This window comes from Chryseobacterium cucumeris, assembly GCF_016775705.1.
Taxonomy (GTDB): Bacteria; Bacteroidota; Bacteroidia; order Flavobacteriales; family Weeksellaceae; genus Chryseobacterium; species Chryseobacterium cupriresistens.
Window position 1 is genome coordinate 535,685 of the sequence record NZ_CP068760.1, and the last position, 14,706, is coordinate 550,390.

Annotated in this window: 14 protein-coding genes; 6 read left to right on the forward strand and 8 right to left on the reverse strand. The window is 36.0% G+C overall.

The genetic code is table 11. The features are described 5' to 3' along the window. Positions 1-13: 13 nt before the first annotated feature. Entirely contained in the window at positions 14-1,345 is a 1,332-nt protein-coding gene (locus JNG87_RS02460) for a M12 family metallopeptidase (RefSeq protein WP_202841519.1), read from the forward strand. Positions 1,346-1,431: 86 nt separating this feature from the next. Here JNG87_RS02460 and JNG87_RS02465 read toward each other — a convergent pair whose 3' ends face one another. Next, entirely contained in the window at positions 1,432-2,709 is a 1,278-nt protein-coding gene (locus JNG87_RS02465; RefSeq protein WP_202841521.1) for an adenylosuccinate synthase, read from the reverse strand. A 178-nt stretch (positions 2,710-2,887) separates the two neighbouring features. Beyond that, positions 2,888-3,457: a Crp/Fnr family transcriptional regulator gene (locus JNG87_RS02470; protein ID WP_202841524.1), complete on the reverse strand. Its 570-nt coding sequence runs from the start codon at positions 3,455-3,457 to the stop codon at positions 2,888-2,890. A 146-nt stretch (positions 3,458-3,603) separates the two neighbouring features. Between JNG87_RS02470 and JNG87_RS02475 the strand changes: the two genes are divergently transcribed. From JNG87_RS02475 to ligD, 3 genes are all read left to right on the forward strand, one after another. Then, positions 3,604-4,389 (forward strand): Ku protein, encoded by a 786-nt coding sequence (locus JNG87_RS02475; protein ID WP_120232730.1) that lies wholly within the window; start codon positions 3,604-3,606, stop codon positions 4,387-4,389. After that, positions 4,389-4,994: a DNA polymerase ligase N-terminal domain-containing protein gene (locus JNG87_RS02480; protein ID WP_202841526.1), complete on the forward strand. Its 606-nt coding sequence runs from the start codon at positions 4,389-4,391 to the stop codon at positions 4,992-4,994. The genes JNG87_RS02475 and JNG87_RS02480 overlap by 1 nt, the downstream gene beginning before the upstream one ends. Before the next feature lie 71 nt (positions 4,995-5,065). Further along, on the forward strand, positions 5,066-6,931 hold the full coding sequence (gene ligD, locus JNG87_RS02485; protein WP_202841528.1) for a DNA ligase D: 1,866 nt from the start codon (positions 5,066-5,068) through the stop codon (positions 6,929-6,931). Between the two features lie 32 nt (positions 6,932-6,963). Here ligD and JNG87_RS02490 read toward each other — a convergent pair whose 3' ends face one another. From JNG87_RS02490 to JNG87_RS02515, 6 genes are all read right to left on the reverse strand, one after another. Next, positions 6,964-8,499: a T9SS type A sorting domain-containing protein gene (locus JNG87_RS02490; RefSeq protein WP_202841530.1), complete on the reverse strand. Its 1,536-nt coding sequence runs from the start codon at positions 8,497-8,499 to the stop codon at positions 6,964-6,966. A gap of 150 nt (positions 8,500-8,649) precedes the next feature. Beyond that, a complete protein-coding gene (locus tag JNG87_RS02495; protein WP_202841532.1) occupies positions 8,650-9,495 on the reverse strand; it encodes a mechanosensitive ion channel family protein in 846 nt (281 codons plus the stop codon). A 280-nt stretch (positions 9,496-9,775) separates the two neighbouring features. Next, a complete protein-coding gene (locus tag JNG87_RS02500) occupies positions 9,776-10,510 on the reverse strand; it encodes an SDR family NAD(P)-dependent oxidoreductase (RefSeq protein WP_202841535.1) in 735 nt (244 codons plus the stop codon). Between the two features lie 183 nt (positions 10,511-10,693). After that, complete coding sequence (gene yajC, locus JNG87_RS02505; protein ID WP_202841537.1) at positions 10,694-11,053, reverse strand: preprotein translocase subunit YajC; 360 nt, start codon at positions 11,051-11,053, stop codon at positions 10,694-10,696. A gap of 10 nt (positions 11,054-11,063) precedes the next feature. Further along, complete coding sequence (locus JNG87_RS02510) at positions 11,064-11,570, reverse strand: DUF1573 domain-containing protein (protein WP_202841538.1); 507 nt, start codon at positions 11,568-11,570, stop codon at positions 11,064-11,066. 1 nt (position 11,571) lies between these two features. Beyond that, positions 11,572-12,477 (reverse strand): transcription antitermination protein NusB, encoded by a 906-nt coding sequence (locus JNG87_RS02515; protein ID WP_110008282.1) that lies wholly within the window; start codon positions 12,475-12,477, stop codon positions 11,572-11,574. A gap of 91 nt (positions 12,478-12,568) precedes the next feature. On the opposite strand from JNG87_RS02515, the gene JNG87_RS02520 reads away from it, so the two are divergent. Continuing rightward, entirely contained in the window at positions 12,569-14,230 is a 1,662-nt protein-coding gene (locus tag JNG87_RS02520; protein ID WP_202841539.1) for an ABC transporter ATP-binding protein, read from the forward strand. 99 nt (positions 14,231-14,329) lie between these two features. After that, on the forward strand, positions 14,330-14,665 hold the full coding sequence (locus JNG87_RS02525) for a DUF3276 family protein (RefSeq protein WP_027375472.1): 336 nt from the start codon (positions 14,330-14,332) through the stop codon (positions 14,663-14,665). Positions 14,666-14,706 lie beyond the last annotated feature (41 nt).

Genomic DNA, 14,706 nt, shown 5'->3' on the forward strand with positions numbered 1-14,706 from the left:
AATATTAAATAATATGAAAAGCAAACTATTACTCTTATCAGGATGCCTTGTTTTGGCCCTGAATTCATGTAGATCGGATATTGAAAATGCACAAACAGATTCAATAGACCTTACAACGACTAAACAGGACAATGCGAAGATTCACAAATTATTAATTGACGGAAAATACACATATGTTAATGAAGTCAATGGCGAATATTTCTATGCAGATGATATAACAATCAGTACCGAGCAGTTTAATAAATTAAAAAGCCTGGCTAATTCAGAAATATCCACAGCTCAAAAAAGTACTATTGTAAGCTCATTTATTAAAACATGGCCGAATGCCACAGTCTATTATACATTACCCAGCCAGGGAACTATGAGCACTCAGAATTATAATACGTTCCTTACCAATATTAACAAAGCGTTTGAATTGATCTCGTCTCAAACCAGTATGCAGTTTGTTCAACGTACCAATCAAACAGAATACATCACCTTTACTTATACAACTTCCAACAGTTCTCCACTCGGATGGCAACAAAACAGAGTTAACGGTATTAAGATTTATAATATCACGTATCCCGCCATTATCGCTCACGAAATAATGCATTCTATGGGAATTATGCATGAGCAATGCCGTCCGGATAGAGATCAGTACATCATTGTAGATGTTAACAAAGCTGTAGAAGGAAGCCGCCACAACTTTAACATTTACAATGATTACGCAGGATATGGGGATTTTGATTTCGGTTCAGTCATGATGTATCAGTCTACAGACTTTGCTATAGACCCAAGCCAGCCTGTAATGACTAAGCTGGACGGATCTACATTTACCAAACAAAGAACTGGATTGTCTGCCGGTGATTATGCCGGAATAAACCATTTATATGGACCTGTTAATGCCAGTTCCGCAATCAACGGGACTTATACGATGACAACAGCTTTAGCAAACAATAAAAATGTAGATATTACCGGAAGTTCCACTACAGATGGCACCAGTATAATTTTGTATTCAGCTTCTACAGGAAATAATCAGAGATTTACTTTCAGCAAATCAGATCATGGGTATTATATCATCAAATCTATACTGGATCCTTCAAAGGTGTTAACCGTGAGAGGTAACGGAACAACGAATGGAACGGCTGTTGAATTAAGAACCAATGCTAATGCCGATTCTCAGAAATGGTTATTATTCAATCTGGGAAACAATGGCTTTGGTTTTGCTCCCAAAAATGCGCCGGCATTGAGATTAGAGGTAAAAGATGGCTTAACAACCAATCTTACCCCTATTGTAATCGGCACTACGGATCAAACGGTTCAGCCTTCTACAAAGCAGCGCTTTACACTTACAAAAGTTAACTAAGTTTTTTCCATACAATAAAGAGGTTAGAAAATAAATTTTCTAACCTCTTCTGTTTATAAGATCAGTATACACTGCCTGGCATAAAACTATTTGCTGATCAATTTCAACATCTGCTCCCTTCCCGGCCCTGTTGACAGATAGCCTACAGGAATTCCCAATTCTGCTTCCAGAAATGATAGAAATTCAATCACTTCCTTTGGCAGCTCCGAAGGGCTTTTCATGGCAGTAAAATCAGCATCCCAGCCATTCATCCATTTCAATACAGGTTTTCCGTTTTCAGGAAGTAAACCTGAAACATCCACTGTTTTTCCATCTTCCAGTTCATAATGGGTGCAGATTGCTACAGATTTTAATCCGCTCAAAACATCTGCTTTTGTCAGAACTAGCTGAGTAACTCCGTTGATCATTACCGCATATTTTAAAGCAGGCAAATCCAGCCATCCGGTTCTTCTGGGACGTCCTGTATTGGAACCAAATTCATTTCCTTTCATTCTGAGATCATCACCAAATTCATCTAAAAGTTCCGTTGGAAATATACCATTTCCCACACGCGTACAATACGCTTTCGCTATCCCGTAAATTTCACCGATCTTTTTCGGTGAAACACCTAGACCGCTACTCGCTCCTGATGCTGTCGTTGAGGAAGACGTTACATAAGGATAAGTACCATGATCAATATCCAGCATCGCCGCCTGAGATCCTTCTGCCAATACCTTTTTACCTTCAGATAAAGCTTTGTTGATATAAATTTCAGTTTCTGTACAATTGAATTTTTTAAGGAATTCCACCGCATCAAAAAACTCTTTACTGATTTCTTCCAAAGCAGGCAAAACAATCATTCCTCCTTCTTCAAGCATCCTGTAATCTCTATTCAGAATATGCTGCGCCCTGCTTTGAAAATCTGGTAAAAATATATCCCCTACTCTCAGGCTCTGTCTTAATATTTTGTTTGAATACGCCTGGGCAATTCCATTTTTTGTAGTTCCGATAGTGGTATACTCAGGACTTTGTTCCATGAAAATATCCAGAAGCTTATGCGTTGGCATTGCCAGGTGTGCTTTTTTGGAAATAATGATATTGTTTTCCGGCTGAATGGTTTTATCAAATACCTGAAGATTCAGAATTTCTTTTTTAAAACTTACAGGATCAATAACAGTTCCCGTACCGATTACATTCTGTACTCCTTTCATAAAGATTCCCGAAGGAATCATTTTAAGTGTTATTCTGCGCCCGTTTCTTTCAATGCTGTGCCCAGCATTAGATCCGCCATTAAAACGTGCTGTAATGTCGTAATTTTCACTGATCAGATCAATGAACTTTCCCTTTCCTTCATCTCCCCATTGTAATCCTAATACAATATCCATATTCGTATTTTAAATTTTATGAAGCAAAGCTATGGCAGTCAGAAGGAAAGACCATTGTCATTTGACAAAAAGAGATTTCTTGAGAAACTAGAAGCTAGATTTTAGAAGTTAGTAAACTCACAAACCCTCTTACTCTCCCACTCAAAATAATATCATCTATCAATTATCATTAATAATTCTAGACAATATTTCTCCTGATCCTGCTCAGTGAAGACGGCGTAACGCCAAGGTAAGAAGCCAGCATAGATTGAGGAACTCTGTTGGCAAGACCGGGATAATGATTTAAAAAATGAATGTACCGTGATTTCGCATCCTGATTAAGCATGATACTGGCGACCTTCAGTTTATTTTCCACTACAAAAGCATGGATTCTTGCAAACAAAACAGGCCATACTGCAATTTTCTCTTCCAGAATTTTAAAATGTTCACGGTCAATCACCAGCAATACAGCATCGGTAATCGCTTCAATATCTTCATGCGCGGGCAGTTGATCCGTAAAGCCCTGAAAGTCTCCGATAAATCGTCCTTCATAGATAAAATACCGTGTAAAATCGTCACCTTGCTTGTTGTAATACAAGGACCGGAAAACTCCTTCCTTCACAAAGGCAATTCTCTGACTTACTTTCCCGGCTTCTATAAAAGGCTCTCCTTTTTTTACTGTCATTTCCTGAATTCCTTCAGCAATCAGCAGCTCGTCCTGAGGATTCAGTATTCCGAATTTTTTGATATAAGTAAAAAGCTCTTCCATATTTTGATATCACCACGGATTGCGGAAAGATAAAGATATAAAAGTCGGAGATAAAAACAATTGTCATTTGGCAACAAAGTCCATGAAAGGTACCACACGGGCTTCTGTCGGCATATTAATTGCTTGATTTTTAAAAACGTAAGACAATGAAAGCAATTTGGAACGGCGCAATTGGCTTCGGATTAGTCAACATTCCTGTAAAAATTTATTCCGCAACGGAAACCACAAAACTGGATCTCGATATGCTCGACAAATCTGATTTTTCAAACATCCGGTTCAAGCGAGTAAATGAAAATACAGGAAAAGAAGTAAAATGGGAAAACATTGTTAAAGGTTATCTCATGGACGACAAATATATCGTTCTTGATGAAGAAGATTACGAGGCTGCAAGCCCGGAAAAAACAAAAATACTTTCTATTGACCAGTTTGTAAAGGAAGTAGAAGTAGACAGTATGTATTTTGAGACTCCTTATTATCTGGAACCTCAGAAAAATGGTGAAAATGCCTACAGACTTTTATTAAAAGCTCTTGAAAAAACAGCTATGGTAGGAATAGGGACTTTCGTACTCCGTGACAGCGCAGCTATTGGGATGATCCGTCCTTACAATGACGACATACTGGTTCTTAACCGCCTGAGATTTGATCAGGAAATAAGAGACTATTCAGATTTAAAAATTCCTGCCCAAAAAGCTCCGAAACCTGCAGAGCTGAAAATGGCTGTCAGCCTTATTGAGCAGCTTTCTCAGGAATTTGATCCCGCAATGTATAAAGATACCTATTCTGATGAGCTGATGAAGATCATCAAGCAGAAAGCAAAAGGCAAAAACGTAAAAGCCCAAAAAGCGCAGCCTGCTAAGGAAGGTAAAGTGATTGACCTTATGGCCCAATTAAAAGCCAGCCTGAATACCTCTAAATCCAAATCCGCATCGTAATGGCTCTCAAAGATTATCATAACAAAAGAAAGTTCGATGAAACCAGCGAACCTAAAGGAAAAACAAAGAAAAGCAAAGACAAACTGATTTTTGTAATTCAGAGGCATGCAGCCTCCAGGCTTCATTATGACTTCCGGCTTGAAATGGAAGGTGTACTGAAGAGCTGGGCTGTTCCGAAAGGCCCGTCTTTAGACCCAAAAGACAAACGACTTGCCATGATGGTAGAAGATCATCCTTACGATTATAAAGATTTTGAAGGAAACATCCCGGAAGGAAATTATGGAGCCGGACAAGTGGAAGTGTGGGACAGCGGAACTTATGAACCTCTGGAAGAAAATTCTAAACTTTCTGATGAAAAAGAACTTCTGAAGGAACTCCATGCCGGTTCTTTAAAATTTATTTTGCATGGCAAAAAGCTGAAAGGTGAATTTGCTCTGGTTAAAATGAAAAATAATGATGACAACTCATGGTTGCTTATCAAACATAAGGACGAATTTGCAGAAAGTCCTTACGATGCTGAAGAAAACACTTCACCAAAATCTTTGGTCACCCAATTTTTAGAGGAAAAAAAAAGCCTAAAAATAAAAGAAAAAAAGAAGTCGTAACTTCTGAAAAACCTTTCAGAAACTTCAATTCTTTAACAAATGAAAAAAAGCTCAAGTCTTTCATTAAACCAATGCTGGCTAAACTTTCAGAGGAAGCCTTTAATGATAAAGACTGGATCTTTGAAATAAAATGGGATGGCTACAGAGCTATTGCAGATCTCAGCCATGATACTCCGCTTTTCTATTCCCGGAATGGAATTTCCTTTTTATCAAAATTTGACAAAATTGCCCAGGATTTCGACCAACAAAAACATCGTATGATTCTGGATGGCGAAGTTGTGGTCTATAACGAACAGGGAAGACCTGATTTTCAACTTTTGCAACAAATCGGGGATAACCCTGATGCCGCCCTTGCCTATCAGGTTTTTGATATTCTATGGCTCAATGGCCATTCTACAGAAGATCTTCCTTTAATTCAACGTAAAGAACTTTTAAAAGAAGCTCTGACAGAAACCGAACGGATCAAGTATTGCGATCATATTCCTGAAAAGGGCATTGAGTTTTTTGCACAAATGAAAGAAATGGAACTGGAAGGGATGATTGCAAAAAGGGCAGACAGCCTGTATGTTGAAAATCACAGAACCACCGATTGGCTTAAAATCAAGTTTTCCAATACAGAAGAGGTCATTATTTGTGGTTTTACGGAACCCAGAGGATCCCGGGAAAGCTTCGGAGCGTTGATCTTAGGAAAATTTATCGATGGGGAGCTTACTTACTGTGGTCATACAGGAACAGGTTTCAATACGGTTTCTTTGAAAGAAGTGTATGAGAGACTTCAGAAAATAATTGTAAAGTCATCTCCATTCGAAACAGCTCCCAAGACCAATATGCCGGTAACGTGGGTAAAACCTGAGCTGGTATGTGAAATCAAATATTCTGAAATTACCAAGGATGGAATCTTCAGACATCCGGTTTTTATCACAATCAGGGATGACAAAAGCCCGGAAGATACTAAAGATCCATCCTTCACCGAAAAATCCAAAGATATGAATACAAAAGCTTCATCAAAAAAGACAAAGACTTCTGAAAAAGAGATTACCTTAGACAAGCATTCCGTAAAGCTTACCAATCAGGATAAGGTATATTTTCCTGAAGATGGCATTACAAAAGGAGATGTCATTGAATATTATCAGTCTGTAGCACGTTATATTCTCCCTTATTTAAAAAATCGTCCGCTTTCTCTCAACCGCTTTCCCAATGGAATTGAAGAGCAGAGCTTTTATCAGAAAGATGCTGGAGATCATGTTCCGGACTGGATAAAAACCACACAGGTATATTCTGAATCGAATGATAAATACATTGATTATATTTATTGTAATGACAAAGCAACATTAGCCTATCTGAATAATTTAGGCTGTATAGATCTCAATCCATGGAACAGTTCGTTACCGGATCTTGAGCATCCTGATTATCTTGTTTTAGACCTGGATCCTTCTTCAAAGAATACATTCGATGAGGTGATTGAAACGGCGCTTCAGGTGAATGAAGTTTTAAAATCAATTAAAATAAAAGGCTACTGCAAAACTTCAGGGAGTACAGGAATTCACATTTATATTCCGATGGGCGGTAAATATGATTTTGACCAGGTAAAAGATTTCGCTCATATCCTCATGAAGCAGGTGAATGAAAAACTGCCTAAGATTACCACTTTAGAAAGAAGTCTTCAAAAAAGGGATAATAAAAAAATTTACCTTGATTACCTGCAAAACAGAACAGGGCAGACTCTGGCAAGTGCATACAGTCTGAGACCAAAACCCGGAGCTTCAGTTTCCATGCCTCTGGAATGGGACGAATTGAAACTGGGAATGAAACCTACAGATTTTACTATTAACAATACCCTTGAAAGAATTAAAGAGAAAGGAGATTTGTTTAAACCAGTTTTGGGTAAGGGAATTGATATGATGAAGGCTTTGGAGCTGCTGCAGAATATAGAGTAAAAAAAAGAGACGAGAAAATTCTAGTCTCTTTTTTATTCCTTTATAAATTTGTTGGTTATACTTCCGATTTTCAGATAATATATCCCGTGTTCAAGATTACTAACGTCTATCTTATTATCTTTAATAATTGCTTTCAATATATTTCTTCCACTTGCATCTGTAATTTCTACATTATTATCCTTCATTTTTCTGGAATTAATATTCAGGATATTCTTTACAGGATTAGGATATATACTTACACTTTCATCCTTAATTCTCTCCTCTTTAGCCGTTAATATATTTCCATTATTTAAAACCTTTGTAATAATACCTTTATTCGGCGTCTGATGATTTCCAAAAATCAATATTTTCTGATCAGCCGTCATGATTGCAGATCTCATAAATTCCTTATAATTTAAATCAACATCAACTATTCCGTTATTCCCAAAACCCAAATCTACGGAACCATCCGTATTAAATTTTTTGATAAATTGGTTAAGGTCTGCTGCGTTTCCCGTGGGGCTTGCCATACATACCAAAAATAAATGGTTGCTATTATCTAATAATAAAGTAGGATAAAGGATATTATTGTCAACATAATAATTATTGCTATTATAGTAAGATTCATTAACAATACCATTCGTTCCAAAACTATTGTCCAGATCTCCATTTTGATTTAATTTCATCAACGTGATCAGAGATACTGGTGAAGCAGCAGAAGACGAAACTCCATATATGTAAGTGTTATTATCTTTACCTGTTGCCGTACAGAAATAAGTTGAATAATTTTGAATCGGGGTATAAGATATCGAATTATTATTATAAGTAGTATCTAAAATGCCATCTGCAGAATACCTTGACTTTATAAATTGTCCATCTGTTTTTTGCCCGATTAATAGTAATTTTGAATCATTTTGAAGTACCAGGCGTCCTAAATTTGCTTCCTGCAGCACAAGACCATTATTTCCAAACGTGGTATCAATAGAACCATTTTCATTAAGGCGGAGAACGGCTAATTTTGATAACTGGTTATCTACTACTGTTGTGCACAGCAAAATTTTGTTATTACTAGTTAAAATTACATTATGAAAATTAAAAGGGCCAGACAGTCCAAGGGTGTCAAAAAATGAGTTAAATACAGAATTAGCAACCACTCCATTAGTACCAAACCCTATATCATAAGTTCCGTTTTCATTCAACCGGATTAACTTATTGCCCAAAATATCACCAAGGATAATTTTTTGATCAGGCTGAATACACATTTTAATCAAACGGGAAATCGGGTTGGAAGAAACTGGCGGAATAAATACTGTATTGAAACTGTTATCTATAGTACCATCAGCATTCAGCCTTTGAATTACATTGGTAGTAGACTGACTGCTATTGGGTATATTGTAAAAGGTTCCACTTACCATAATTTTCTGCTGTGCAGTAAAAGCTCCGGTTTCATAAATAAATCCGTATGCATTGTTAGGCGTGTATGTATATATTCCATTATTGCCAAAAGAAGGATCTAAAAATTGGCTTTGTGCTGTTACAGATGTTACTGCACTAAAAATTCCTATAAAAAGGAGCAGTTTATTAATCATAGTTAGTAATTTTTTGCAAATATAATGTAATATTTGAGCAGGCAATATTAATCTTAAATATTTGTAGCAACAGCAGTTATTCGCATAACTCAGTAATAAAAACTCCCACATAATATAACGTAGGAGTTTCTTTAAAAAAATTAAATATAATTATTGATTGTAAATATGCACATCCCTTTGAGGAAAAGGAATTCCGATTCCTGCTTTATCGAGAGCTTCTTTACAACCGATGATTAATTCTTCATTCATTGTCCAGAAGTTTTCAGTGGAAGTACTTACTCTTACCGATACATTGACTGCACTGTCTCCAAGCTCTGTTACTACTACCTGGGGCGCAGGTGTTTCAAGAGCATATTGATTATTTTTAATAACTTCCATTAGAATATCCTTGGTCTGCCTAAGATCCGCATCATAAGCAACTCCGATATCCAATGATGTTCTTCTTGTTCCCAGCTGGGTAAAATTGGTAATGCTATTATTTGACACTACCCCATTAGGAATAACAATCAGTTGGTTTTGTGGTGTAACCAGCTTTGTATGAAAAATATCAATAGCCTGTACAGTTCCTGACACACCTGAACTGGTAGAAATAAAATCTCCGATTTTAAAAGGTTTTAATAATAAAATTAAAATTCCACCTGCAAAATTCGTTAAGGATCCCTGTAAGGCTAAACCTACTGCCAGACCTGCGGCACCAATCATGGCAACAAATGCAGAAGTCTGTACTCCAAGCTGTGTTACAACAACAATAAACAAAAGAATATTCAATCCCCAGTTGATAATATTTAAAAGAAAGTGCTGCAGTGAAGCTTCCATGTTTCGTTTTTTGAAAGCTTTTTCAACCAGCTTTTTGATCATTCTGATCATCCATGAGCCAATCAGGTAAATTAATAATGCAGAAATGATTGCAGTAAAAATCCTCGGTGCCCATGAAATTGCTGAAGAAATTAAGGTGTCCCAGTGTTGTTGAATCTTGTTCAATTCTAAATCGTCCATTTTTATACTATGTGTTACTATTTATATCAATATTATATCAATACAGCATTGATATCTTCTGCAGGATTTGAAAAAAGAATTCTACCCTTCCCTACCTGAGCGAAGGTGAATCATATTTATCCTTGAAATAGATTGACAGCAGAAAAAGAATGTTTCAGCTTTATTCAATAATCATTCAGAAACTGAATCTTGCAGGAAGAAATAATTTTTGGGACATAGAATTACAAAAACGATACCGAACTGTCTGCTATTAAAGAAAAATAATATTAATGAAAATTCATTAAGGTAATTTCGCAACCAGGCTTTCCGGCAAAAGTCTAAGAATATGATAAATCATTTTCCATTTAAAATTTGGAACAATGGTAAAAGAGTTTCCTGCACCGACAATAAATTTCGCCACATAATCCGGTTCCATGATCAGGGATTGATTCAGTTCCAATCCTTCATTGATTTTTGTTCTGATATACCCGATAATCAAAGCATTCACGATGATTTTACGGGAAGCTAATTCCTGCCTCAGCCCTGCCAGAAACTGCGTAAATGCAGCCTTGGTACTTCCGTAGACAAAATTGCTTTTTCTCCCTTTTACCCCTGACAAGGATGAAAGACCAATTATTCTTTCCAGGTTCGTATTGCTTTTATCCATTGCAATAATACTCAGAATAGACACACCTCCCATATAATTGACCTCCATCATTTGCTTTGCTCCCTTGAAATCAGTGAGAGCTTGTTGGTTGTCTACTAAAAAACCTGCAGCATAGACTACAATATGAGGCTTTACAGAAAGATTGTAATAAAACTGATGATGAGAACCAAAATCAGCAGCATCAAAATACAAAATAGAAACTTTTGAGCGGTCAAGATTATTTGAATCAACAAAATGATCCAGAGATGTTGTATTTCGGGAAGCAGCAATGACTGTGAATCCTTTTTCAACATATTGTATCATACATTGTTTTGCTACATCTGAATTAGCACCAAGAATAAGAACGGTTTTGTTTGTGTTTTGATTCATGAAGCAAAGATAATTTTTTTATTAAACACTATTCCCACTCATTGCTTTCACAATTGGACCCAAAAGCAGCCAAACATATTAAAAATATGGGAAGTAAATACGACTTATGAGATCAAAATCTTATAAAAAGCTGCGGCGGGTGAACAAAGTTCACCCGCCGCAGCTAAATATTTTCAGACTGAATTATTTCTTTTCTTCAGTGGCTGTCTCTTTTTTGTCATCTGCCTTATCAGCAGATTTTGCTCCAAAGCGCGCTTCTGTCATTTCTCTTGAAACCGCTGCTTTTTCGAATTTCAGTTTTCCGGATAATGTTTCAATAACAAAACCATCATCCTGAACCTGAGCAATTCTTCCATGAAGACCCGATGTAAGAACTACTCTTGTTCCTACTTTAAGGTTTTCCTGAAAGTTTTTCTCCTGCTTTTGCTTTCTCATCTGAGGTCTGATCATCAGGAAATAAAACCCTACGAACATCACACCCATTGCTATCATCATCATTGATGAAGATCCTTGTGGCTGTGCCTGTAAAAATAATGTCAACATATTTTAAATATTATGGTTGAATGTTCGCTGTGAACGTTAATCTGATTGGCGATTTTTCTACGTTTGCAAAAACGTCAGCATACTTCTGAACATTTCCGTCGAAGCTTGAAGAATCAAAGTGCAAAGTAACTTTTCCTTTTTTACCCGGCATGATTGGCTCTTTTGTAAAATCAGGAGCTGTACATCCGCATCCTGGCTTCACTTCAGAAATAATTAATGGATTTTTCCCTGTATTGGTAATTTCATATACATGCTCTACTTTATCTCCTTTTTTGATTTTACCAAAATCAAAGCTGTTTTCAGATAAAGCTACAGAAGTAGATGGTTCGTTGGAAACCGGAGCTGCCGTTTCACCGGTTACAGCTGCTGCTGTAGAATCAGTGGTTACCGGAGCCGCAACAGCTGCAGAATCAGTAGTTGCAGTTTCCGTACTTTGAGTTTCTTTGTTTTCTTTTTTACATGAAACTAACCCAAAGCCTATAATTGACAAGGCGATAATTGATAACGTCTTTTTCATTTTATATTCTATTTTGATCTTTACAATATTTATCTAAAATACCATTGATGAAGATATTGGAACGATCTGTAGCAAATACTTTTGCAATTTCAATATATTCATTAATGATCACTCTTGAAGGTGTGAAAGCAAAGTTATCAAGCTCTGCAATAGCTGTAGATAAAATTACTTTATCCATAAGAGAAACTCTTTCGAGATCCCAGTTTTCGAGTCTTTCTTCCAGCTTCTTTTCATTGTTCTCCCAGTTGTTCAGGGTATCTCTCAACAATTTTGCAGCAAATGTTTTATCTTCTTCATCTTTAATCATTTTGATCAAAGTTCTGCTTTCTTCATCTTCTCTCAGGAAACCGATTGTTTTTTGTACCATTGAATTGGCGATATGGATATCATCATACCATGAAAGTTCCTTATCACCTAAATAATCATGAAAATCTTCATTCTCAGCAATATATCTTAAGAATAATTTCCCAATAAATTTCTGATCTTCTTCAAAAGAATATCCTTCTTCTTTCATGAAATCCTGATAACGTTTTCCAGCAGTAATTCTCTGGAAAGTTTTTACCAATAAGTCATCATGCATATCCCATTTCAATTGCTTGTGCTGACCTGTAAAAAATAATCTTTCAGGATTTTCTTCCAGCTTACGCAATACCTGGTTGTTGATGAATTTTTGGTTAGGATTAATATCAGCATCAGTTTTAAGAAATTTATTCTTACCAATTTCAATCTGATTCTCTGCCAAATCTTTCAGACCCACCAAAAAGTTGAGCTGATAGATGTATAGATAATAGATTTTCTCTATCCCGGCAAACATGTTTTTCTCTAAAACATCAAATTTTACAGGATTTTGGTAGTAAGAATACACGGTCTGTACTACTTTTTCACGGATTTGTCGTCTTCCTAACATTCAAAGAGCTTTTTTATGGCTGCAAAGATACAAAATTTAAAATTGATGAAATTCGTAGTGTGATGACATTTTTGTAATTTTGTCAAACTATATGAAAGCGCTAAAAACCTTAAACCCTTATTTTTGGAAACACAAAATACTATTGTTTTGGGGGGTACTCTTTATCATTGCCAGTAATTTCTTTAATATATATAAGGTTCAGTTTGTAGGAAAATCTGTTGATGAACTTACAAAAAATGGGAATCTCGGCTTCAACCAACAGGTTTTAATCTATGTTGGAATTATTGTAGGATGTTCTCTTTTAACCGGATTCTTCACTTTTATGATGAGACAGACCATTATTGTTGCGTCAAGGAGAATAGAATATGAACTTAAAAATAAAATCTACAGACATTATCAGGATTTATCTTTAACGGATTATAAACAGACCACCATCGGAGACTTAATGAACAGATTGAGCGAAGATGTTGTTGCAGTAAGAATGTATCTTGGTCCCGGGGTCATGTATGTAGCCAATCTGATTGTCTTAGTATTGATAACGGCGATCTACATGGTAAAAACAGATGCTTCCATGACGATGTGGACTTTACTTCCTCTTCCTATTTTATCGTATGCTATTTATAAGGTAAGTTCAATCATCAATAAAAAGTCAAAAATCATGCAGAAAAGCCAGTCTGCGATTTCAACTTTTGTACAGGACAGCTTTTCCGGAATCCGTGTGGTAAAATTTTTCGCCAGAGAAAAATATATCGAAAAAAACTATGGCATCAAAGTTACTGATTATCAAAACAAAGCCTTGGATCTGGCCAAGACAGAAGCCTATTTCTTCACCATTATTCTTTTCGTTATCGGTTTATTAAACGTAGCCATCATCTGGATTGGAGGTGCCAAATATATTGCCGGAGAATTAAGTATCGGTAAGATTGCTGATTTCTTCATGTATATCAACACCCTGATTTTCCCGTTCTCTATGGTAGGATGGGTAACTTCTGTGAATCAGAGAGCTGAAGCGTCTATGCAGAGGATCAATGAATTCATGGATAAGAAATCGGAGATCATTAATACCAATTTTGAAAACTATCCTATCAAAGGAGATATTGAATTCAGAAACGTTTCTTATGTATATCCAAATACGGGAATCAGGGCACTGGATAATTTAAGTTTTAAAGTAAAAGCCGGAGAGTCATTGGCTATTATGGGTAAAACCGGTAGTGGAAAATCAACAATTGCCTTGCTGTTGTGCAGATTAATAGATCCTACAGAAGGGGAAATTTTAATTGATGGCAAAAACCTGAAGGATCATAATCTGGAGAACTACAGAAACTTTATCGGGTATATTCCTCAGGAAAGTTACTTATTTTCTGATTCTATTGAAAATAATATTGGTTTTGCCATTGATCATCCTTCTCACGAGAAAGTAGTAGAATACTCAAAAATTGCAGATGTTCATAAGAATATTGTAGAGTTTAAAGATCAATATAAAACACTTGTTGGTGAACGCGGAGTAATGCTTTCGGGGGGACAAAAGCAGAGAATTTGTATCGCAAGAGCCTTAATTAAGAACCCCAATATTATCATTTTTGACGATTCTTTGTCTGCTTTAGACACAGAAACTGAGCAGAATATTCTGGAAAATATTGATAGAAAAATCAGCAATGCCACTTCCATAATTATCACACACAGAGAGTCTAGCGCTCAAAAAGCCCATCAAATTATCAACCTTACTGAAATTGCCAATTCTGTAACCGCTTAGCCATTTCATTCTCAATTGTTAAATAAATCATAAAAAAAATTTTGTGATTAAAAGAATTCTTTTATATTTGTTCTTAACAAGATTAAAAAATATCTAACAATGAGTGAATACAAGGAACGCCATGAAAATGAGATTTTCACGAAGGTGTTAAAAGCAGGGAGAAGAACTTATTTCTTTGATGTGCGCGAGACGAAAGCAGGAGATTATTATCTTACAATCACTGAGAGTAAGAAGAATTTCGGAGAGAATGGGGAAGCTACATTCGAGAAGCATAAAATTTACCTTTACAAGGAAGATTTTAAAAGTTTCCAGGAGATGTTTAATGAGTCCACAGATTTCATCATTAATGAAAAGGGTGAGGATGTAATTTCAGAAAAACATGACAAAGACTTCAAAAGCAGATCTTTTACAATTGATTCTGACGACGAAGTTTAAAAAAGAATATCTAAAAACACAAGCATCTGAAAAAGATGCTT